The 20,607-nt window shown below is 73.0% G+C and carries 19 protein-coding genes; 13 read left to right on the top strand and 6 right to left on the bottom strand.

Annotated features, from left to right (window positions below; translation table 11 throughout):
- Positions 1–24: 24 nt before the first annotated feature.
- Together WMF43_RS25100 and WMF43_RS25105 are read left to right on the top strand one after the other, a co-directional pair.
- Complete coding sequence (locus WMF43_RS25100) at positions 25–339, top strand: Mpo1-like protein (RefSeq protein ID WP_437683774.1); 315 nt, start codon at positions 25–27, stop codon at positions 337–339.
- A 351-nt stretch (positions 340–690) separates the two neighbouring features.
- Positions 691–1,509 carry an SDR family NAD(P)-dependent oxidoreductase gene (locus tag WMF43_RS25105; RefSeq protein ID WP_437683775.1) on the top strand — a complete coding sequence of 273 codons (819 nt, stop codon included), beginning with the start codon at positions 691–693 and terminating at the stop codon, positions 1,507–1,509.
- Here WMF43_RS25105 and WMF43_RS25110 read toward each other — a convergent pair.
- The gene (locus WMF43_RS25110; protein WP_437683776.1) at positions 1,502–3,703 is read right to left on the bottom strand and encodes a response regulator; all 2,202 of its coding nucleotides are present in this window, start codon (positions 3,701–3,703) and stop codon (positions 1,502–1,504) included. The genes WMF43_RS25105 and WMF43_RS25110 overlap by 8 nt on opposite strands.
- Positions 3,704–3,794: 91 nt before the next feature.
- Positions 3,795–4,664, bottom strand: coding sequence for a ferritin-like domain-containing protein (locus tag WMF43_RS25115; RefSeq protein ID WP_437683778.1), 870 nt, complete (start codon positions 4,662–4,664; stop codon positions 3,795–3,797).
- 275 nt (positions 4,665–4,939) lie between these two features.
- Between WMF43_RS25115 and WMF43_RS25120 the strand changes: the two genes are divergently transcribed.
- Positions 4,940–6,499 (top strand): HAD-IG family 5'-nucleotidase, encoded by a 1,560-nt coding sequence (locus WMF43_RS25120; protein WP_437683780.1) that lies wholly within the window; start codon positions 4,940–4,942, stop codon positions 6,497–6,499.
- A gap of 60 nt (positions 6,500–6,559) precedes the next feature.
- Here the strand turns inward: WMF43_RS25120 and WMF43_RS25125 are convergent, their stop codons facing one another.
- Positions 6,560–7,333, bottom strand: a complete 774-nt coding sequence (locus WMF43_RS25125; RefSeq protein WP_437683782.1) for a formylglycine-generating enzyme family protein — start codon at positions 7,331–7,333, stop codon at positions 6,560–6,562.
- Positions 7,334–7,469: 136 nt separating this feature from the next.
- Between WMF43_RS25125 and truD the strand changes: the two genes are divergently transcribed.
- From truD to WMF43_RS25165, 8 genes are all read left to right on the top strand, one after another.
- A complete protein-coding gene (gene truD, locus WMF43_RS25130; protein ID WP_437683783.1) occupies positions 7,470–8,684 on the top strand; it encodes a tRNA pseudouridine(13) synthase TruD in 1,215 nt (404 codons plus the stop codon).
- A 60-nt stretch (positions 8,685–8,744) separates the two neighbouring features.
- Entirely contained in the window at positions 8,745–9,506 is a 762-nt protein-coding gene (locus WMF43_RS25135) for a MotA/TolQ/ExbB proton channel family protein (RefSeq protein ID WP_437683784.1), read from the top strand.
- Positions 9,506–10,039, top strand: coding sequence for an ExbD/TolR family protein (locus WMF43_RS25140; protein WP_437683786.1), 534 nt, complete (start codon positions 9,506–9,508; stop codon positions 10,037–10,039). Before WMF43_RS25135 ends, WMF43_RS25140 begins: the two co-directional genes overlap by 1 nt.
- A gap of 18 nt (positions 10,040–10,057) precedes the next feature.
- The gene (locus WMF43_RS25145; RefSeq protein ID WP_437683788.1) at positions 10,058–11,077 is read left to right on the top strand and encodes an energy transducer TonB; all 1,020 of its coding nucleotides are present in this window, start codon (positions 10,058–10,060) and stop codon (positions 11,075–11,077) included.
- 66 nt (positions 11,078–11,143) lie between these two features.
- Entirely contained in the window at positions 11,144–11,617 is a 474-nt protein-coding gene (locus WMF43_RS25150; protein ID WP_437683789.1) for a cyclic nucleotide-binding domain-containing protein, read from the top strand.
- 126 nt (positions 11,618–11,743) lie between these two features.
- Positions 11,744–12,436, top strand: coding sequence for a hypothetical protein (locus WMF43_RS25155; protein WP_437683791.1), 693 nt, complete (start codon positions 11,744–11,746; stop codon positions 12,434–12,436).
- A 244-nt stretch (positions 12,437–12,680) separates the two neighbouring features.
- Entirely contained in the window at positions 12,681–14,120 is a 1,440-nt protein-coding gene (purF, locus tag WMF43_RS25160; RefSeq protein ID WP_437683793.1) for an amidophosphoribosyltransferase, read from the top strand.
- A gap of 32 nt (positions 14,121–14,152) precedes the next feature.
- Positions 14,153–15,139 (top strand): hydroxymethylglutaryl-CoA lyase, encoded by a 987-nt coding sequence (locus WMF43_RS25165; RefSeq protein ID WP_437683795.1) that lies wholly within the window; start codon positions 14,153–14,155, stop codon positions 15,137–15,139.
- Between the two features lie 142 nt (positions 15,140–15,281).
- Here the strand turns inward: WMF43_RS25165 and WMF43_RS25170 are convergent, their stop codons facing one another.
- A complete protein-coding gene (locus WMF43_RS25170) occupies positions 15,282–16,943 on the bottom strand; it encodes a MopE-related protein (protein ID WP_437683796.1) in 1,662 nt (553 codons plus the stop codon).
- 11 nt (positions 16,944–16,954) lie between these two features.
- Entirely contained in the window at positions 16,955–17,503 is a 549-nt protein-coding gene (locus tag WMF43_RS25175) for a hypothetical protein (protein WP_437683798.1), read from the bottom strand.
- 271 nt (positions 17,504–17,774) lie between these two features.
- Between WMF43_RS25175 and WMF43_RS25180 the strand changes: the two genes are divergently transcribed.
- A complete protein-coding gene (locus WMF43_RS25180; RefSeq protein ID WP_437683799.1) occupies positions 17,775–18,740 on the top strand; it encodes a lamin tail domain-containing protein in 966 nt (321 codons plus the stop codon).
- Positions 18,741–18,902: 162 nt separating this feature from the next.
- On the opposite strand, the gene WMF43_RS25185 is transcribed toward WMF43_RS25180, so the two are convergent.
- Positions 18,903–19,712 carry a peptidylprolyl isomerase gene (locus WMF43_RS25185; RefSeq protein ID WP_437683801.1) on the bottom strand — a complete coding sequence of 270 codons (810 nt, stop codon included), beginning with the start codon at positions 19,710–19,712 and terminating at the stop codon, positions 18,903–18,905.
- 68 nt (positions 19,713–19,780) lie between these two features.
- On the opposite strand from WMF43_RS25185, the gene WMF43_RS25190 reads away from it, so the two are divergent.
- Positions 19,781–20,500, top strand: coding sequence for a DUF192 domain-containing protein (locus WMF43_RS25190; RefSeq protein ID WP_437683802.1), 720 nt, complete (start codon positions 19,781–19,783; stop codon positions 20,498–20,500).
- The last annotated feature ends 107 nt before the right edge of the window (positions 20,501–20,607 follow it).

Raw genomic sequence — 20,607 nt, forward strand, 5'->3', positions numbered from 1 at the left:
GGGCGGGCGTGGTAACATGGCGGCATGATCCGCCTCAACGCCGAATGGACACAGGTGCTCCGCAGGTACAAGGACGACCACCAGGACCGACGCAACCAGGTCTGTCACCAGATCGGCATCCCCCTCATCGTGGCGAGCTTCCCCGTGGGCGCGACCCTCATCGGGCTCCCGCTCGCGGCCGCGATGTTCACGACCGGCTGGGGCTTCCAGTTCGCAGGTCACTGGTTCGAGGGAAAAAAGCCGTCCTTCGTGGACGACAAGCGGAGCTTGATCATCGGCGTCCTCTGGTGCCTTGAGAAATACGGCCTGCGCGTCTTCGAGGAGACCCCCGCCGCCTGACGCGTCGCGCCAAAGGCCCCTCGACGCGCCCATCACCCTACCGCTCCGGCGTGGACACACGTCGCGCCTGAGACCGCCCGATCTTCAAATTTCCCCGACGCAGCCGCTCGTGCTGCGATGCGCAAAGCCTGCTTGACGGGCTGCGCGCAGGGTCGTACCTCTGTCGCGGGCGGGGGAATGACGACTCTCCAGGGTGGGGTCGAGGGCGGCATCACGTCATCTGGGCGTGTGCCCGTCGCATGCGCTGTCGCCGAGGGGCTCCCGGGGCGCTGTGGCCAACCCGCGCCGCGAGCGATGAGAAGGACCAGGACGGCGAGACGAGGAGACGGGCAGATGGAGTGTGCGCAGCGCATGAGGGGGAAAGTCGCCGTGATCACCGGCGGCACATCGGGGATCGGGCTCGCGACGGCGTCCGCGCTGGCGCGGCAGGGCGCCCGCGTGAACGTGCTCTGCCGCAACCCCGGCTCGGACGGCGCGCGGAGGCTCGCCGCGCTGAAGGGGCAGGGCGAGGTCCGCCTGATCGCGTGCGACCTCGGCCGGCTCGCGTCGGTGCGCGCGGCGGCCAGGCAGGTGGCCGACACCTGCGAGGCCGTCCACCTGCTCGTGAACAACGCGGGGATCTCCCTGCGCGAGCGCGCCGAGTCGGCCGACGGCCTGGAGATGACGTTCCAGGTGAACTACCTGTCCCATTTCCTGCTGTCCAACCTGCTGCTCGGCCGGCTCAAGGCCGCGCGCGGCGCGCGCGTGGTCAACCTGGTCGCGCCGGTGGACAGCATCAAGCTCGACTTCGACGACCTCATGTCGGAGCGCTCGTATTCGTTCCTCGCCGCCTCCGCGCGCTCGAAGCTCGCGCTCGTGCTCGCGGCGCGCCGCCTCTCGGAGGCGCTCGCGAGCACCGGGGCCAAGGTGCTCTGTTACTACCCGGGGCTCGTGCGGTCCGGGCTGTTCGAGGGCACGTCGCGCGTCCTCAAGGCGCTGATCGACGTGGTGGGCGCGACCCCGGCGCAGGCCGCCGCGAACCTGCTCGCGATCCTGGCCGGCGCGCCGCCCGCCGAGAGCCCCGCCTTCTTCGAGCGGACCAGGGCGCGGCCCCTCAAGGGGATGGCGACCGACGCGGAGGCGGCCACGCGGCTCTGGGACATGAGCTCGCGGCTCGTCGGCCTCACCTGAGCGGGCCGCGCTTGCCGGGCTCGGCCGCGAGCGAGGCCTGCACCCGCTCGACCTCGCGCGCGATGGCCTGCACCGCCTCCCCCGCGCTCTCCGGCGTCCCGGCGCGCGCCGCCCGGTCGAGCCGCGCGCAGAGCTCCTTCAGGCTGAGCGCGGCGAGCTTGTCGGCGCTCTCGTAGAGCGCCCAGGCGAGCTGCTCGAGCTCCCCGAGCGCGCCGCGCGCCGCGGCCTCGCGCATCGCGGCCACCCGGGCCGGCGCCTCGGTGAGGAAGAGCGCGGTCACCTCGTGGACCACATCGGGCTCGACCGCGCGCAGCGCGCCTCGCCGCGTGGGCGGCGCCGCGGCGGGCGCGCGCGACGCCGGGCTCGGCGGCGCGGGCGAGGGCGTCGTCAGGGTGGGCGGGGCGAGCTCCACGCTCGGCGGGCCGGCGTCGTGGTGCGCGGCCTCGTACAGGCCGGAGCGCGACGCCGCGCACCAGGTCCTGAGCACGCGGTCCACCTCGTCCTGCCGCAGCGGCTTCGCCAGCCAGTCGTCCATCCCCGCCGCGAGGCACCGTTCGCGCGCGCCGCTGCCGGCGTCCGTGGTCATCGCGAGCAGCGGTGTCCGCCGGTCCGGCCGCTCGGCGCGGCGGATCTCCGCGGCCCACGCGGCGACGTCCTCGGCCGGCATCTTCTGGCAGCTCAGCAGCACGGCGGCGTAGGCGCCGCGCCGCACGGCCTCGACGGCCGCGCGGCCGCTGCCCACGGCGTCGACCCGGTAGCCGCGCTTCTCGATCATGAACGCCGCGACCTTCTGGTGGACGGCGTTGCCCTCGACCACGAGGACCCTCGACCGCGACGTGCGCTGCGTCTCGGGCGCCGGCGTCCCCCGGCGCGACCTCGGGGGGTGCGCGCGCGCCCCGGCGGAGACGTGCTCGGGGGAGAGCCCGACGAGCAGCCGCAGGGTCGAGTGCAGGTGCGCGCGGCGGATCGGCTTGACGAGCACCGCGTCGGCCTCGGCGCGGCTCGGCGCGTCCCGGCCGGGGTAGGTCATGAGCGCGCTGCGGACGGGCGCGATCGCGGCGTCCGCCTTGATCCGCTGGAGCAGAGCGAGGCCGTCGAGGTCGGCGAGCTCGATGTCGATCAGCACGAGGCCGTAGGCCTCGCCGGCGCCCGCCGCCTCGCGCAGCGCGGCCAGCGCCGCGGCGCCGCTCGCCGCGGCGCTGCACGCGAGCCCGAGCTCCTCGACCAGCTTCCGCACCACGCGGCGCACCGAGCGGCTGTCGTCGACCACCAGCACCCGCTTGCCGGCCAGGTCGATGCGCGGGATGAGCGCGCGGTCCGCGGCGCGCCCGCGCCGCTCGAGCGGCAGCACGAACGAGATCTCGTGGCGGCGCTCGGCGCGCGCCGCGGCGACGCGGAGCTCGCCGCCCATGGCGGCGCAGAGGCGGCTCGCGATGGCGACGCCCGGCTGCGCGCGGAGCTCGAGCTCGGGCGACGGCCCCTCCCCGCCGCCCGGCGCGCCCCCGGCGTCCGTCGGCGCGCCGCCGTCGCCGGGGTCCGCTGCGCCCGCGCAGCGCACGTCGAAGCGCACCCGCGCGCTCGTGCCCTCGGGCGCGGCCTCGACGCCGCCCGGCGCGCCGTCGTCCTCGCCCGCGTCGAGCGCGGCGCGGATCAGCACCTCGCCCCGCGGCGCCGCGCGGATCGCGGCCGTCGCGGCGTTCAGCAGGATCTGCCGCAGCCGCGCGGCGTCTCCGCGCACCGCGCCCGGCACGTCGGGGCCGATGTCGAGGACGAGCTCGGTCCTGTCGTCGTGCGCGCGCTCGGCGCAGAGCTCGGCCGCGTCCTCGATCGCCCGGCGCAGATCGAAGTCGGCGCGCTCGACGCCCAGGCCGCGGCCGCCCGGCTGGCCGAGGTCGATGAGGTCGTCGATCATCGAGAGCACGGTGTCGCCGCTGCTCCGGATCCGCCGCGCCCAGGCGCGTTGATCCTGATCGAGCTCGGAGTCGAGCAGGAGGCCGCTCACGCCGATGATCCCGCTGAGGAGCGTCCGGATCTCGCCCCGCATCTGCGCGAGCGCGCCCGCGTCTCCCTCCACCTCGACGAGCGCCCGCCGCCGCGGCGTCAGCTCCTCGGGCTGGGTCGCTCGCTCCGCGGGTTCGCTCCTCGGTCCCCGGCCGCTCTCCGGGCCGCTCCGGCGCTGCTCCTTGCCTGCCATCGACGCTCCGACACGGACCCTGGCGCCCGCCCTGCGCGAGCCCACGACGCCGGACCATGGAGTGTACTGCGGACAACGTTCCCGGGAAACATTACCGTGGCGGCTGGAATGACCGCGCCCGATCGCCGCCGAGCGCCGTCACGACGACGCGCTCGCGATCGACGGCCGCCTCCGCGGACAGCACGCTCACGGCGGAGGGGTCCTCGGACGAGGCGAGCGCTCGCCGGCTGTGCCCGAAGAGGCGCAGGAGCAGCTCCGGCGGGGCGAAGTCGAGGTCGCTCTCGTGCACGAAGAGCCGCCCGAGGTGCTCGGCGTAGGCGCCCGCGAGCGTGCGGAACGGGATCCTGTCGAAGGCGAGCGCGCGCCGGCGGCTCGCGGCCGCGGAGGCGAGCAGCGCCGCGAAGAGCGCGGTGTAGATGGCGCGCAGCCTGGGGCGCATCGAGGGCGGGCTGCGCCTGAGCGCCTCGCGCAGGAAGTGGACGTTCAGCGGGACGTGGAAGGACTCGTCGCGCGTGAGGATCGTGAGCATCTGCCGCACCGCCGGGTGGCGGGCCTCCCGCAGCGCGAGGCGGTACGTCGTCGAGCCGATCGTCTCGAACATGAGGTTCGTGAGCACGATGGTCTCGACCCTCTTCGCGCGGCCGTACAGGCGATAGAAGGCGCCGGTGACGCGGCCCATGGGCCGGACCTCGCCGCCGATGTGCGCGAGGAACTTCGTGAGCAGCCGGCGGTGCCACCCCTCCTCGTCGCCGTAGAGCCGCAGGCACTCGCCGAGCTCCGGATCCCAGCGGCCGACCTCGTCGGCGAGCGCGTGGGCCTGCATGAGGCCGGACTCCTCGGCGCGGAACGCGGCGTTGAAGAAGGCGATCGCCGCCTGGCGCTCCTCCTCGCTCCCCCACGCGATCGGCTCGGAGAGGTCGAGGTCCTCGTCGTACATCCGCTCGGCGCGGCGGCGCAGCATGCTGAGCCACCAGGACGTGGGGCGCTGTACGGGAGGGGTGCGGGGGCTCGGCTGGGGTGCTGCGAAGCGCATCGAACGAGGTGCCCGTCATCGACGGAGGGCAGGTCGCCTCCGCGGCCGCTCGAGACGGGAGGGGCGGCGCACCATAGCGCAGTTTGTCGGCGCAGCGAGGCCGCGTGGCCGCGCGGCCGCGTGGCGCCTCCGCGACGCCGCGCGGCCGGCGAGGGGGCGCCCTTTGTGCGCCCCGCCCGGTGGGATACCATAGTCGACCCACCGTGTTGTTCGAGCAGCTTGAGCTCCCCCTCGGAGGGCTCTCCCCGCAGACGGAGCCCACACGTATCCCGCGGACCCGGCGCGTCTTCGTCAACCGCAACCTGAAGCTCGCGGGGATCGACTGGGTCGGCTTCGACATGGACTACACCCTGGCGATCTACAAGCAGGTCGAGATGGACAACCTCTCGATCCAGGGGACCATCTCGAAGCTCGCGGCGCGCGGCTACCCCGAGGAGCTCCTCCGGCGCATCCACTACCCGATCCACTTTCCCATCCGCGGCCTGCTGATCGACAAGCGCTTCGGCCACGTCCTCAAGATGGACCGGTTCAAGGTGGTCCAGCGCGGCTACCACGGCTTCCGGGAGCTCACGCGGGAGGAGCTCAGGTCGCTCTACCAGCACCGCAAGATCCGGCCGAACACCGCCCGCTACCACTGGATCGACACGCTCTACGCGCTGAGCGAGGCCACGCTCTACGCGGGCATCGTGGACGCCCTCGAGGAGCGCGGTGTGCCGCTCGACTACGCGCGGCTGTTCACCGACATCCGCGAGTGCATCGACGAGGCGCACCGGGACGGCACGATCCTCGACGTCGTCCTCTCCGACCTGCCGCGCTTCGTCGAGCGCGACCCGAACCTGGCGCAGACGCTCCACAAGTTCCGGTCGGCGGGCAAGAAGCTCTTCCTGCTCACGAACTCGCGCTGGCCGTTCACCGAGAAGATGATGACGTACCTGCTCGGCGACGCGATGCCCGAGTACCCGAGCTTCCGGCACTACTTCGACGTGGTGGTGGTCGCCGCGCAGAAGCCCGCGTTCTTCCAGGAGCGCCGCCCGCTCCTCATCCGCGACGGCGCCGAGGTCCGCCCCGCCGCGCCGCCGCTCGAGCGCGGCGCCGTCTACGAGGGCGGCAACCTCGTCGACTTCGAGAAGTTCCTGAACATCTCCGGCGACCGCGTCCTCTACGTGGGCGATCACATCTACGGCGACATCCTCCGCTCCAAGAAGGAGAGCGCGTGGCGCACGGCGATGATCATCCAGGAGATGGAGGCCGAGGTCATGGCCCACGAGTCGTGCCGCCGCGAGCACATGGAGAGCGCGATGCTCGAGGGGCGCCGCGAGGAGCTCGAGGATCAGCTCCGCTTCTACCAGCAGCGCTACAAGGACCTCACGCGCAAGATCGAGGAGGAGCAGCAGAAGAAGAACGGCGCGCACAACGGGGGCGGCCGGCCGCTGCTCGCGGACGCGGCCGGCGAGCCGGTCCAGATCGACTACGCGACGTCGTTCTACGAGGCGGAGCGGGGCCGCACGAAGCGCGCGGTCGAGCGCATCCGCGGCCAGCTGCGGGCCGTCGACGCCGAGGTCGCCAAGCTGGAGCGCGAGATCGCCCGGCGCTTCCACCCGTACTGGGGCTCGCTGCTCAAGGAGGCGAACGAGACCTCGAGCTTCGGCGATCAGGTCGAGGAGTACGCCTGCATCTACACGTCGCGCGTCTCCAACCTGCTCGCCTACTCGCCGCTGCAGTACTTCCGGAGCCCGCGCGACCTGATGCCGCACGAGCTCTGATCGCGCGCCCGCCGCGCGCCCGCTGCGCCCGCGCCGCGCGCCCGCGCCGCGCGCCCGGCGTCACTTGCAGCAGCGGAAGCCGGTCGAGTAGTCGTGGTATCCGGTCGAGTGCGCGGTCGTCTTGTAGTCGCAGCCGTCGCCGTGCCGGGCGCTGTCGAGGTAGTAGCCGCCGCGGAACGTGCCGCGGGGCGCGCTCGTCCACTCGTGCAGGTTGCCGACCATGTCGTGGACGCCGAAGCTGCTCTTGCAGCGGCGGAACGCGCCCGCGGGCGCCAGCGTGCCCTCCAGCTGGTTCAGGCGGGCGTCGTTCATGTTGGCCCACGTGTACGCCGACCGCGGCGCCTCGCCGCCCTGGCCGAAGTAGCGGTTGAACGACGAGACGCCGGTGTCGTTGCAGAGCCCGCGCTCCCGCTCGTTCCCGTACGGGAACACCGTCGGGCGCTTGCCCTTGCAGGCGGTGACCCACTCGTCGTCGGAGCAGAGCCGCTTGCCGGCCTCACGGCAGGCCGCCTCGGCCTGATCCCGGCTGATGTACGCCTGCGGCTTCACGCCGCGCCGGCTCACCGCCTTCACCTTCAGCTTGCCCACCGGCTCGAACGGAGAGTGCCGGCGCTTGCCGTCGCCGGGGAGCAGCTCGACCGTGCTCGCCTCGAAGCGATCGATGCAGAACACGCCGCGGATCGAGACCATGCCCGCGGGGCACCCCTTGCGCGCCGCGACCGCCGGCCGGGGGCTCGGCAGCCCGAGGATCGCGAGGCCGAGCGCCGCGACCCCCGCGGCGAGCAGAGGAGAGCGCCGGAGCGCGCGGCGGTGAAGCGGGAGAGGCGGTCGCATCTCGAAGAGGGCCGGGGCCCGAGGCCGGATTGTCCCATAACCGATCCCCGCCGCGACGGCCAAACGCGGCGCCCGCGGTCCGGCGGCGCGCGTCGCCGCTGGACGTCGAGGCGATTTGGGTCACGCTGGCGCTCCCATGGGAACCACCGCCCCGCCCGTCGCGGACCCCGCGGCCGCGGGTACGTCCGGCGACCTCCCCGCGGCCGTCCTCAGGACCTCGCCCGCGGACTTCGTCGTCGAAGAGATCCCCGCCTACGCGCCGAGCGGCCGCGGGGAGCACGTGTTCGTGACGTTCCGCAAGACGGGGCGCACCACGCCCGACGCGGTGCGGGCGATCGCGCTCGCGCTCGGGGCCGACCCGGGCGCCGCCGGCTTCGCCGGGATGAAGGACCGGCACGCGGTGACGACGCAGACCGCGTCGTTCCAGCTCCCGCTCGCGCGGGATCCGGAGCCGCTGCTCGCGAAGGCCGAGCTGCCCGGGATCGAGATCCTCGCGGTCGCCCGCCACGACCACAAGCTCAAGCCGGGGCACCTCATCGGCAACCGGTTCCGCATCGCGCTCCGGGGCATCGACCCCGCGGCCCTGCCGCTCGCCGAGCGCCGCCTCGCCGAGATCGGCCGCGCCGGCGTGCCGAACGCGTTCGGCCCGCAGCGGTTCGGCAGGGGCGGCGACAACCCGGAGCGCGCGCTCGCGTGGATCGCGGGCCGGGAGCGCGGGCCGCGCGACAAGCGCGAGCAGCGGCTGATCTTCTCGGCGCTGCAGTCGCGCTGGTTCAACGAGGTGCTCGCGCGGCGCGAGGCGGACGGCACCTGGAGCGCCGTGCTCCCCGGCGACCTCGCCAAGAAGCGCGACAGCGGCGGGCTGTTCCTCGTGCCGCTCGAGGGCCCGGAGCTCGACGACGCGGCGGCGCGCGCCAGGGCGGGCGCGATCTCGGCGACGGGCCCGATGTTCGGCCGGAAGATGCGCTGGCCCGAGGGCGCCCCGGGCGCGCTGGAGCGCGAGATCCTCACGGCGGCGATCGGCGACCCCCGCAAGCTCGACGCGTTCGCCCACGCCGGGGAAGGCACGCGGCGCCCGCTCCGGCTGGAGGTCGACGACCTCGCGGTGTCCGCCGCCGAGGAGGACACGGGCGCCGCGCGCGCCGGCCAGACCGCCGCTGGGCACGGAATTGTCGTCTCGTTTGTGCTACCGAAGGGCGGCTACGCCACGACCGTCCTCGGGCGAGCCTTCCGGCTCGTCGACGCCTCCGCCCCCCAGCCCTCCGCCAGCAGGGAGGGGGCGGCGAGCGCCCCCGCCCCGGAGCCGGAGGAGGACGCGGTCGAGGAAGGGCAGCCCGGCGCCGAACCGTAATCGTCCTCGCAGCGCGGCGCTCACCCAACACATCCATCGGAAAAGGCACCAAGGAAGAAGATGAACCTCGTCGAGTGGCTGCAGCGCATCATGGTCGGGTTCGGGGCCGCGTGGGTCATGTGGCTGATGATCGGCCTCAGCGTCATCTCGGTCGCCATCATCCTGGAGCGCGCCTGGTTCTTCTGGTCGCTCCGCGACGACCTCGCCGTGCTCGCGCGCGACCTCCGGACGTCCCTCGACGACTCGATCGAGGCGGCGCGGCGGCGCATGGACGCCTCGCCGTCGGCCGAGGCAGCGGTCGTCTCGGCGGGCCTCGCGGTGGCGCACCAGGGTCCGGACGCGGCCGAGGAGGCGATGGCCGGGGCCGCGGCGCTCCAGCGCATGAAGCTGGAGCGGCGCCTCGCGTACCTGGGCACGCTCGGCAACAACGCGCCGTTCATCGGCCTCTTCGGCACGGTCATCGGCGTCGTCGGCGCCTTCGACGCGCTCGGCCAGGCGGCGAAGACGCCGGCCGCGCAGGCCGCGTCGCAGGCCATGGCGCCGCAGGCGGTCATGTCGAGCATCGCCGAGGCGCTCGTCGCCACCGCGGTCGGCCTCGCGGTCGCCATCCCGGCGGTCGCGGCGAACAACTTCTTCCAGCGCATGATCAAGTCGACGCTGGCCAACACCGAGGCGCTGACGCGGGTCCTGCTCGCGCACCTCAAGAGCGATCCTGCGTTCGCCGGGGCCGCGCCCGTCGCCGCCGAGCCGCGCGGCAAGGCCGCGAGGGCGGCCCGGCAGGACGAGGGCAAGAAGAGCGGCGCGGACCGGGAGGAGACCTGATGGCCGCGTCGAGCCGCAACGACGATGACGACGTGATCACGGGCATCAACGTCACGCCGCTCGTCGACATCACCCTGGTGCTCCTCATCATCTTCATGGTGACCGCGAAGATCATCGTCTCGCAGTCGCTCCCCCTCGACCTGCCGAAGGCGGCGCAGGGGCAGGAGGTGCAGCTCGTCTTCGGGCTCGAGCTGCACGCGAACGGCGACACGCTCGCCGACGGCAAGCGGCTCGCGAGCGAGGACGCCATCCTGCCGATCGCGCGCGAGGCCCAGGCGAAGAACCCGGATCTCCGGGCGGTGATCCGCGCCGACACGACGGTCCCGCACGGGCGGGTGATCCGCGCGCTCGATCTGCTCAAGCAGGCGGGCGTGTCCAAGATCGCGTTCGGCGTGACCCCGATCGCGCCCGAGTCCGGCGCGGCCCCGGGCGCGCCGGGCACCCCCGCCGCGCCGGGCGCCCCCGCCGCTCCGCCCGCGGCGGCCCCTCCCCCGGCGGCCCCTGCGCCGGCAACACCGAGCCCCGCGCCCTGAGGAGCCGACCGAGAGCTTATGAGCCAGGCCACGAGCGACCGCGCCTCGGGGGCGCTTTCCAACGGCCGACCGCGCGGGAAGCGCGGCGGCGCTGACCCTGGGGGAGCGCCCGAGCCCGAGACCGCGCTCGCCGGCCCGACCGAGGGCCACGGCGGCGGGCGGCGACGCGCCGCGGATCCGCTCGCGTCCGTGCTCACGCTCGGCGATCGCGCCGCGCGCGTCGGCGCCGCGATCGGGATCGCGCTGGCGCTCACCAGCCACGGCGCGGCCTCGGCCAAGGCCCTCGCCTCGGCGGCGCTGCACGACATGCGCGAGATGGCCGAGGAGATGCGCCGCGGCATCCACGACCACCTCTGGGCGATGTACGAGGTCGACCTCACGCCGCCGAAGGCCGAGCCGCCGCCCAAGGAGCCCGAGCCGGAGCCGGAGCCGGAGCCCCAGCCCGCCCCCAAGCTCGCGGCGCCGCCGCCCGCGGCGAACACCCCGCCGCCGCCCAAGGACGATCCGTACGAGCCGCCGCCCGCCGCCGCCGCGGCGGCGAAGGTCCTCACGCAGGAGCCGGATCCCGACGAGCCGCTCGACATGCTGGACCAGGGGATCGTGAGCGGCGACGGGCAGGGCGTCGGCTACGGCCGGGTGGCCGCCGCGGGCACCGCGACGGCGCCGACGTACAACCCGAACGCCAAGGTCGGCGGCACCCAGGGGGGCAAGGGCACGGGGGATCCGGCGCCCCCCCCGGCCCCCGCAGGGCCGGACCGCTCGGCGCCGGCCGGCCTCGTCGGCGGGAGCTCCTGGAACTGCGCCTTCCCTCCGGAGGCCGACGTCGAGCAGATCGATCAGGCGAACGTCGTCCTCATGGTGACCGTGCGCCCCGACGGCAGCCCGCTCTCGGTCAAGATCGTCAGTGATCCCGGCCACGGTTTCGGCCGCGCCGCGCGCATGTGCGCGCTCGGGCGACGTTACACCCCCCAGAAGGATCGCGCGGGCGCCGCCATCAGCGGCACGACGCCGCCCATCACGGTGCGGTTCACGCGGTAGGTTCTCGGTCGCGCTCCCTTTAAATTCGCTCCGCGGCCGGCCCCTCGGCTATCCTCCGCGGAGCTTGTGATCGTCCCCGAACGGATCGAGCAGCTCTCGAAGGTCCCCCTGTTCAGGGGTCTCACCCCGGCCGCGCTCGATCTGATCTCGCGCGTGGCGAGCGAAGAGACCCACGCGCTGGGCACCAAAATTTTTCAGCACGGCGACCCCGGCGACAAGCTGTACATCCTGATCGAGGGCAAGGTCCGGATCAGCCGCGAGATCCCCGGCATGGGCGAGGAGGCGCTCGCGGTGCTCGGCCCCGGCGCGGTGTTCGGCGAGATGGCGCTGCTCGACGAGGCGCCGCGCTCCGCCGACGCGCGCGTGCACGAGCGCTGCCGGCTGCTCACCGTGTCGAAGGACGCGTTCGAGGATCTGCTGTTCCTGCACAAGGAGCTCGCGTACGAGGTCCTCTGGAACGTCGTCCGGATGCTCGTGCAGCGGCTCCGAGAGACGAACAACAAGCTCACGTTCCTCTCGGTCTCGGGCAAATTCGAGTAAAGTGCGGGCCTGATCGCCCGGCGACCGTGGGAGCGCGCCTCCGTCGACTACGCGCGCGGCCTGCTGCACGGGGCGCGGCGATCTGCTCGAGCATCGACGATCCTTTGGAGGAGTATGGCAGCCAGGATGAAGCACGCAGCGCTCGCCCTCGCGCTCTGGATGGGCGCCTTCGCAGGAGCATGTGGCTCCGCCACGCCGCCGCCCGAGACGGCGGCCGACAAGGAGTTCGACGGCGAGTCGCCCCCCGGCGACGGTGCGGCGACCGCGGAGTCGGAGGGCGCGAAGCCTGAGAAGCCGGCGAAGACCGCGGACAAGGCCCCCGAGGCGGACGAGGCAGAGAAGGACGAGTCGCCCGCCAAGTCGACGCCGATCCAGGCGACCAAGTTCGAGGCGGAGCTGAAGAAGATCGGGATCAACCTCAAGAAGATCCCCGAGCTCGAGAAGCTCTCGTCGGCCCAGAAGAAGAAGGTGATGCCGCTGCTCCAGAAGTCGCTCGGCCTCGACACGTGCCAGGGCTGCCACGCCGAAGGCGACTTCAAGAAGGAGACGCGCGACATGAAGGTCGCCCGCGAGATGTGGCGTCACTTCGTGGTGCCGCTCCGCAGCGAGAGCGGCGGCACGTTGTTCTGCGACAGCTGTCACGGGGGGAACGAGCACGTCCTGAACCGCAAGGACAAGAAGGCCCTGCAGGCGTTCATGGAGGAGGAGTACCAGGGCAAGCTCTCGCGGGCGAACAAGGAGGACATGGAGTGCGGCACGTGCCACGGCGACGCCATGGAAACCAAGATCATCGAGAAACTCTGGAACATCCCGGAGTAACCGGCGCCGCCCGCCTCCCGAGGCGCGCCTCCTCCGCAGCGGACGACGGCCGGAGCGCCGCGCCGCGATCGCCTGAAATTCGTTAGCCTCGTCACAACCCTGCGCACAAGGCCCGAGGTCTGCCCCGCGCGCCGACCTCGCCCCGGGTCCACGCTCCGCGCTGCGCCAGCGCCCGCCCGCTCTATCCTGTCGACGGATCACTATGGCGGTGGGTCATGCCCCGATTTCGTACTAGATAGGCGGCATGTGCGGTGTGTTCGGAATCTTTGGCCACCCCGAGGCGGCCAACATGACGTACCTCGGGTTGCATGCGCTCCAGCATCGAGGGCAGGAGTCTGCCGGAATCGTCAGCAGCGACGGGGAGCGCCTCTTCGGCCACCGCACCATGGGGCGGGTGCAGGCCGGCTTCGCCCCGGCCGATCTCGCGACGCTGCCCGGCGATCGCGCGATCGGCCACGTCCGCTACTCGACCGCGGGCGGCTCGCACCTGAAGAACGCGCAGCCGCTCGGCGTCGACTACGCGCGCGGCTCGCTCGCGGTCGCGCACAACGGCAACCTCACGAACCACGAGGCCCTGCGCGAGCGGCTCGAGGCGCGCGGCTCGATCTACCAGACCGCGAGCGACACCGAGTCGATCGTCCACCTCATCGCGATGAGCAAGAGGGAGACGCTGCGCGACCGGATCGCGGAGGCGCTGGAGCAGGTGGAGGGCGCCTACTCGCTGCTCTTCCTGACCGAGCGCGAGATCATCGCGGTGCGCGACCCGCGCGCCATCCGGCCGCTCTGCCTCGGCGAGATACAGAGCGGCAACGGCGTCGCCCACGTGGTCGCGAGCGAGTCGACCGCGTTCGATCTCATCGGGGCGCGCTTCGTGCGCGACGTGGCGCCCGGCGAGATGCTGATCATCAGCGCGGACGGGGTCCGCTCCGAGTTCCCCTTCGCGCCCGAGCCGCGCAAGCTCTGCATCTTCGAGCACGTGTACTTCGCCCGCCCCGACTCGATGATCCAGGGCGTGAGCGTCTACGAGGTCCGCAAGGCGTTCGGCCGGCGGCTCGCCGCCGAGCAGCCGGTGGATCCCGGCGACGATCTCGTCGTGATCCCGGTGCCCGACTCGGGCCTGCCGGCGGCGATCGGCTTCGCCGACCGCGCGCGCGCCCCCTTCGAGATGGGGCTCATCCGCAGCCACTACGTGGGCCGCACGTTCATCGAGCCGCAGCAGTCGATCCGGCACTTCGGCGTCCGGCTCAAGCTGAACCCGAACCGGGCGGTGATCGAGGGCAAGCGGGTCGTCGTGGTCGACGACTCGATCGTCCGCGGGACGACGAGCCGGAAGATCGTCAAGATGATCCGCGACGCCGGCGCCCGCGAGGTGCACGTCCGCATCTCGAGCCCGCCCACGCGCTGGCCTTGCTACTACGGCGTCGACACGCCGACGCGCTCGGAGCTCATCGCCTCGTCGCACTCGGTGGACGAGATCCGGAGCTACCTGACGGCCGACAGCGTCGGCTACCTCTCGCTGGAGGGGATGGTCGAGAGCGTGCGCTCCCTCGAGGTGCGGGGCGGAGACGCCGGCAGCCCGCGGCCGTCGGCGGACAGCTACTGCCACGCGTGCTTCTCGGGGAGCTACCCGATCGCGTTCACGCCGGCCGCGCCGAACCGGCAGCTCCGGATGGTGAGCGGTTGACATGGCCTCGCGCAGACGCTGAAGGTCAGGAGATGACCGAGGGCACCGCCGAGCTCTCCCGCGAAGGTCGCGCCGCCGCCGCCGCGCCCCTCTTCGCGCGCGTCCCGGACGCCGTCTCGATCTACGAGGTGAGCCCCCGCGACGGGCTCCAGAACGAGTCGGCGATGATCCCGCTGGAGGGCAAGCGGCGGCTCATCGCGGCGCTCGTCGACGCCGGCCTCCGCCGGATCGAGATCACGAGCTTCGTCTCGCCGAAGTGGGTCCCCCAGCTGGCCGACGCCGAGGAGCTCGCGCGGACGCTCCCGGCGCGGGACGACGTGACCCTAAGCGCGCTCTGCCCGAACGCGCGCGGCCTCGAGCGGGCGCTCGCGGTGGGCCTGCGCGAGATCGCCGTCTTCCTGAGCGCGAGCGAGGCGCACAACCGGGCCAACGTCAACAAGTCGATCGACGACACGCTCTCGGTGTTCTCGGAGATCGTGCCGCCGGCGCGCGAGGCGGGCGTCGCCGTGCGCGCCTACGTCTCGACCGTGTGGGGCTGTCCGTACGAGGGCGACGTCGATCCGGCGCGGGTCGTGCGCATCGCGGAGCGGCTCATCGAGCTCGGGTGCTACCAGGTCTCGCTCGGGGACACGATCGGCATCGGCACCCCGAAGCAGACGCACGACATCGTCCGCCGCTTCCTCGACGCGATGCCGCCCGAGCGGTTCGCGCTCCACCTGCACGACACGCGGGGCACCGCGCTCGCCAACATCCTGATCGGCCTGGAGCTCGGGGTGCGCGACTTCGACGCGTCGGTGGCGGGCGTGGGCGGCTGCCCCTACGCGCCGGGCGCGGCCGGCAACATGGCCACCGAGGACCTCGTGTTCATGCTGCACGGGATGGGCGTGCACACCGGCATCGATCTCGACAAGCTCATCGAGGCGGGCAACGTCGCCGAGCAGGTCATCGGCCGCCCGCTCCCCGGCAAGGTCCACCGCGCCGGCCCGTTCCGCCTGCGCCGCCAGCCGACGAAGGGCTGAGCCGTCGCGCCGGTGCCGCGTGCTGGGCCGCGCGCCGGCGCGACGAGCGCCCGTCGCTTGAACGCTCCCGCGACGAGCGCCCGCGCGACGGGCGACCCGGCACGCGAGCGCTCGCGCGACGAGCGCCCGCGCGGGGACACGGTCATGGCCCGCCCGCGATGCAGCCGAGCCGGGTGAAGAAGACGTGGTGCGCGCCGCCCTCGCGATCGTCGCGGAAGAGGATGCCGACGTCGCCCTCGGGGCCGAACGCGGCGACCGGGTAGATGCTGTCGCGGCCGGCGAACGTGAGCCGTTGCTCGGCGCTGAGGGGGAGGAGCTCGCTGCTCACCGTGACCGCGTAGAGCTCGTAGCCGTCGTTCTGGTCGCGATCGTCCGAGTAGATCGCGAGCAGCCGGTCGCCGAGCGGGCGGAGGAACGGGTACCGGGAGCGGAAGGGGCCAGGGTCCGAGATGGGGGTGGGCCGCACGAGGACCTGGCCGTCCTCCGAGATCGCGGCCGCGTAGATGGCCTTGGGGCTCGCCGACTTGTCGAACCACGCGACGACGTAACGGTCGTTGTTCCAGACCACGGTCGGGTAGACCGCGTCGGTGTCGCCGGTGGTCAACGTGACGGGCGGCGAGAGCGGCTCGAGCTCGGCGGTGAACGTCTGGAACATGATGAAGTGCGTGATCGCGTCGCCCGTGGACCACGCGACGCCGATGCCGCTCTTGCCCGCCGCGGCGGCGGGCGCCTCGTTGCCGAAGCCGCTCGACGTGTCGGTGAGCTGGACGTTCTCGCCGATCAGGTTGCCGTCGACGTCGATGCGCTGGGCGTACAGGTCGAAGAGGCCGTTGCGCTCGTCCTGCCAGACGGGGATGAACTCCGTGCCGTTCCACGTGAGCGCCACGTTGACCGAGAAGCCGGGCGCGCTCGAGAGGCGCCGGTCGCCGCCCTCCACCTTCTCGCCGTCCTCGTCCAGCAGCGAGAAGTACACCTCGTAGTCGCCGTCGCGCCGGTCCTGCCAGGCCATGCCGTAGCGATCGCCGACCCAGACGACCGGCCCGCCGGAGGCGTCGCCGTTCCTCGGCGTCATGATCTGCTCGCCGGGCGCGAGCGGCTGCCCCTCGGCGCTGATCATCGAGCGGTACACGCTGAAGCCCTGCGTGGTCCCGGAGTAGATCGCCGCGTAGGACGTCCCGCTCCAGGCGAGGCCGCCGGAGCCGGCCGGCGCGATGTCGCCCGAGATGCGGGTCGCGTCGGCGTCGAGCGGCACGAAGCGCGCCCCGTTGTCGACGGTGCCGTCGCAGTCGTTGTCGACGCCGTCGCAGATCTCGATCCCGCCGGGGAAGGCGGCGGCGCTCGTGTCGTCGCAGTCGTCGCCGCACGCGAGCGGGTCGCCGGGGGTCGTGCCGGGCAGCGGCGCGTGGTGGCTGTCGCCGTCGCTGTCGAGCGTCGACGGCCCGTAGCTGCACGTGCCGGTCTTGCGCTCGCACGTGTCGCGGGTGCAGGGGTCGCCGTCGTCGCAGTCGACGGGCGGGAGGGCGACGCACGTGCCGCCGCGCGGCGCGGCGCCCCCGCCGCCCTGCGCGCCCCCCTCAGGCCCGGCGCCGCCGTCGGGCTGCCCCTCCGTGAAGAGCTGGCAGATCACCGGGTTGCAGAGATCGTCGGCGCCGGGGCAGTGGGCGTCCACCTCGCACTCGGGCGCGGGCGGCGGGATGTTCAGCCCGGTCCGCGCCCCGCACCCCCCCGCGAGGGCGGCCCCGGCGGAGGAGACCCCGAGCAGGAGCAGCGCCAGCGTCGTCTTCGAGACCACAGGTCGCATCATGAAAGACCTTGTCACAAACATCCACCGATCCCCTCGACGTCGATCGGCTCGCAGACGAACCCGGGATCGCAGTTGTCGTCGCCGTCGAGCGGGCAGAGCTCGACGCACTGCGTGCCCGAGCCGGTCACCACACAGGCGAACCCGGCGCCGCACTCGCCGCCGCCGCTGCACGGATCGCCCTGCCGGCCGGGCCCGGCCGGCGCGCAGAAGGAGCCGTAGATCTCCTGCCCGCACGGCTCGTCCGGATACTGCACGAAGATGAAGCACCCCTCTCCGGGCGCGCAAAGGCCGCTCGATTGATTGTAGGGGTCGCACAGGAAATCGGTGATCGGCGGCGGCGCGTCGGGGCAGCCGGGGTCGACGTACTCGTCGAGCGGCTCGGTCCCCGCGTCGACGCCGCCTCCGCCGCTCGGGTCGGGGGGCGCGCCGGCCTGTCCGCCGCCGCCGCCGTCGGCGGACGGATCGTCCACGATGACCGTGTGGCCACAGCCGGCGGCGAGACCCAGCCAGGGGAGCGGCACGCCGAGAAGTACGAGGAGGAGCGAGAAGCACCGTCGCATGGCGTCATGCTATCGATTCCTCGCGTGCCTGCCACGCATTTGAGGCGCGAGCAGCCTCCAGACGCGCCCGCCGAGACGGCTCCGGCGGGCGCCTCGACGGCACGGCCGAAGCAGCTCCGGCGGACGCCTCCGCGCGGGCCGCGGTGGCAGCGCCGAGGAGTCCGCCGGAGCGCGCCGCCGTCGTCTCTGCGCCACCGTGAGAAGTGGATTCTTGCCCCTGCGCTGCAATCCCACTTGCCTGTTGGCCGGCGCTCTGATGTATCTCTCACCAATGCACAAACGCACTCTGCTCAGGCTCGCACTCCTCGCTGCTTTCCCCCTCGCGCTCGCCCCGTTCACGGCGTGCGGAGGTGATGATGGGAACGGAGGCGGCGGAGCGAGCGCATCCAGCACGACGACGAGCTCCACCGGCGGTGACGGCGGGGGTGATGTCGGCGGCGGCGGCGCGGGCGGCGGCGGCGGCGCCGGCGGAGACGGCGGCGGCGGCAGCGACGCCACCGGCGAGCCCGCCGGCCACCTGCTGATCTCGGAGATCGCCGCCGCGCCCGGAGCGTCGGAGTTCGTCGAGATCTGGAACCCGACCGAGACCGAGGTCGACCTCAGCAATTACTACCTTGCTGACAACGCCGTCTATTATGGCCTCACCGAGGGCCGCGCCTGGGCGCCCGCCGGCACCCAAGGCACGGACTTCCTCGTCCAGTTCCCCGCCGGAACGGTGATTGCGCCGGGGGCGTACATCGTGCTCGCGTCCGACGACGACTTCGAGTCCGAGTACGACCGGTGCCCGGACTTCGCGCTTGACGAGGCGCCCATCCCCTGCGGGGGCGCTGACGTGCCGGCCATGATCGCGCCCGAGAACGGCGCGCTCGGCGCGCAGTCCGGCGGGCTGCTCACCGACACCACGGAGATGGTGGTCCTCTTCGAGTGGGATGGCACGATCGGCAGCGCGCTCAAGGACGTCGATTACGTCACCTGGGGCGAGCCGGCCGGGAACTCGGAGCGCGCGGACAAGACCGGGAAGGATGGTTATGAGCCGGACACCGAGCGCCAGAGCCAGCGCGCTGCCTCGGCCCCGGTCCGCGGGCAGTCCATCGCGCGCTGTGACGACATCGAGTACGGCGAGCTCTTGACCGACGGCAACGGCCTCGTCGGGCACGACGAGACGAGCGAGTGGCTCGACGTCAGCTTCGCCGCGGCGACCAAGCGGACGCCCGGCGAGCCCTACGAGTGCCCGTAGCCTCGAGCGCTCGCTGGGTCCGAGGCGCCCGCGCGGGATCCGGGGCGCGCGCTCGAGGCGCGCCCCGGGCGAGCGCCCGGATCTCCCGTGAAGGGGTCGCCGCGGGCGCGCGCGGCGGGCGGGGGTGCGGCGGGCCGGCCGGCGTCCCCGCGGCGGGCGCGATCATTTCCGCGTGATCGTCACCTTCTTGATGACGGGCGGGTTGGCCGGGCGTTCGCCCTTGACCTCGACGCTCGCCAGCTTGTGGACGAGCTCCTCGGGCCCGCACTCGCCGAAGATGGTGTAGCCGCCGTCGAGGTGGAAGGCGGGCGCGTCCGTGATGAAGAACTGGGCGGAGTTCGTGTTCTTGCCTCGGTTCGCCATGCAGAGGAGGCCCGCGCGGTCGTGGCTGCCGTCCTCCCAGACCTCGTCGGGGATCACGTAGCCGGCCTCGCCCGTGCCGTTCTTCTTGGCGTCGCCGCCCTGGATCATGAATCCCTTGATGATCCGGTGGAAGATCGTTCCGTCGTACGCGGGCTTCTTCTCCCAGGCGCCCTCCGGCGTCTTCCAGGGCCTGATCCCGCGCGCCAGACCGACGAAGTTCGCCACGGTGATCGGCGCCTTGTCATGGAGCAGCTTGCAGGACAGGGTGCCGAGGTCGGTCTCGATCGACGCGGTCAGCGTCTCGCCGGGCGGGAGGCCCTTGGTCGCGTCGTCGAGCGTCCACTTGCCCTTCAGCGGGTCGTCCTCGCTCGGCTTGACCTCGGCCACCGGCTTCGCCGTGACCTTGCGCCGCTGCGGCTGCGGGCGCGCGGCCTCCTTCTCGACCTTGTCACCGGCCGGCTGGGCGGCGGCCGACGGCTTCGACGCGGGCGCCGCCTTCGTCGCGGGCGCCTCCTCGGCCGTCGGTTCCGGGGTCTTCGAACATCCCGCGAGGAGCGCCAGCGCGGCGAGGGTGGAGAGGGACGGGGTGACGAGGGCTCGGGCGATCATCGTGCGAGGATTTCGCGCGTCGCGGTCCGGCGGTCAAGGACGAGCCGCGCCGTGGTAGGAGGAGCGGCATGAGCTCGCGCCGCGCCCTCGCGATCCGTCCACCGTCGCTCGCCCCGCTCGCCTCCGCCCTGGCCGCGCTGCTGCTCGGGATCACCTCCGGCGGGTGCGAGCGCCACATCGACGAGCCGCTGCCGCTCAAGCCCCGCGGCGACCTGCGCGACGGCCCCGCGCCGGAGGGCGCGCCGACCTCCCCCGTCGACGCGCCCCGTTCGCCGGTCGCCGCCGCGTCGTCCCCGGTCGCCGCTCGGGGCGCCGGCCGCTGCGTCCGTCCGACCCCGGCGACGCCGGCGCGGCCGGCCCCGGCGCGCACCGGTCCGGATCCCGCGTGCCCCGAGGACCCGACCGGCCCGTTCCAGCTCGCGACCGGCAAGGTGATCTTCCCCGAGGCCAAGGCGCCCGACGTGCTGGTCGAGATCGCGCGGAAGGAGCAAGAGCGCGCCCGCGGGCTCATGTACCGCAAGAACATGCCCGAGAACCGCGGGATGATCTTCGTCTTCGAGCAGCGGACAAACCACAGCTTCTGGATGCACAACACCTGCCTCCCGCTCGACATGCTGTTCATCGACAGCGACGGCACGATCGTCGGTATCGAGGAGAACACCCCGACGCTCAACGACTCGACCTTTCAGGTCGGCTGTCCCTCGACGTATGTCCTCGAGCTGAACGCCGGCTGGGCGCGGCGCCACGGCGTCGTCGCGGGCCAGAAGGTCCGGCTCGAGGGGATCTGACGGCGCGCAGGCCCCGCGTCCTCCGCGCGGGCCGAGGCGCGACCGGCGCCGAGACGCGACCGCCGCCGAGACGCGACCGCCGCCGAGACGCGACCGCCGCCGGGGCG

It is taken from the genome of Sorangium sp. So ce131, from assembly GCF_051519095.1.
Lineage (GTDB): Bacteria > Myxococcota_A > Polyangia > Polyangiales > Polyangiaceae > Sorangium.

Excerpts from the sequence above, each read along its gene's own strand:
- truD (WP_437683783.1), top strand. The coding sequence starts at position 7,470 with ATGGGAACCACCGCCCCGCCCGTCGCGGACCCCGCGGCCGCGGGTACG.
- WMF43_RS25170 (WP_437683796.1), bottom strand. The coding sequence starts at position 16,943 with ATGATGCGACCTGTGGTCTCGAAGACGACGCTGGCGCTGCTCCTGCTC.
- WMF43_RS25145 (WP_437683788.1), top strand. The coding sequence starts at position 10,058 with ATGAGCCAGGCCACGAGCGACCGCGCCTCGGGGGCGCTTTCCAACGGC.
- WMF43_RS25140 (WP_437683786.1), top strand. The coding sequence starts at position 9,506 with ATGGCCGCGTCGAGCCGCAACGACGATGACGACGTGATCACGGGCATC.
- WMF43_RS25125 (WP_437683782.1), bottom strand. The coding sequence starts at position 7,333 with ATGCGACCGCCTCTCCCGCTTCACCGCCGCGCGCTCCGGCGCTCTCCT.
- WMF43_RS25110 (WP_437683776.1), bottom strand. The coding sequence starts at position 3,703 with ATGGCAGGCAAGGAGCAGCGCCGGAGCGGCCCGGAGAGCGGCCGGGGA.
- WMF43_RS25115 (WP_437683778.1), bottom strand. The coding sequence starts at position 4,664 with ATGCTGCGCCGCCGCGCCGAGCGGATGTACGACGAGGACCTCGACCTC.
- WMF43_RS25165 (WP_437683795.1), top strand. The coding sequence starts at position 14,153 with ATGACCGAGGGCACCGCCGAGCTCTCCCGCGAAGGTCGCGCCGCCGCC.
- WMF43_RS25175 (WP_437683798.1), bottom strand. The coding sequence starts at position 17,503 with ATGCGACGGTGCTTCTCGCTCCTCCTCGTACTTCTCGGCGTGCCGCTC.
- purF (WP_437683793.1), top strand. The coding sequence starts at position 12,681 with ATGTGCGGTGTGTTCGGAATCTTTGGCCACCCCGAGGCGGCCAACATG.
- WMF43_RS25105 (WP_437683775.1), top strand. The coding sequence starts at position 691 with ATGAGGGGGAAAGTCGCCGTGATCACCGGCGGCACATCGGGGATCGGG.
- WMF43_RS25190 (WP_437683802.1), top strand. The coding sequence starts at position 19,781 with ATGAGCTCGCGCCGCGCCCTCGCGATCCGTCCACCGTCGCTCGCCCCG.
- WMF43_RS25100 (WP_437683774.1), top strand. The coding sequence starts at position 25 with ATGATCCGCCTCAACGCCGAATGGACACAGGTGCTCCGCAGGTACAAG.
- WMF43_RS25180 (WP_437683799.1), top strand. The coding sequence starts at position 17,775 with ATGCACAAACGCACTCTGCTCAGGCTCGCACTCCTCGCTGCTTTCCCC.
- WMF43_RS25155 (WP_437683791.1), top strand. The coding sequence starts at position 11,744 with ATGAAGCACGCAGCGCTCGCCCTCGCGCTCTGGATGGGCGCCTTCGCA.
- WMF43_RS25135 (WP_437683784.1), top strand. The coding sequence starts at position 8,745 with ATGAACCTCGTCGAGTGGCTGCAGCGCATCATGGTCGGGTTCGGGGCC.
- WMF43_RS25185 (WP_437683801.1), bottom strand. The coding sequence starts at position 19,712 with ATGATCGCCCGAGCCCTCGTCACCCCGTCCCTCTCCACCCTCGCCGCG.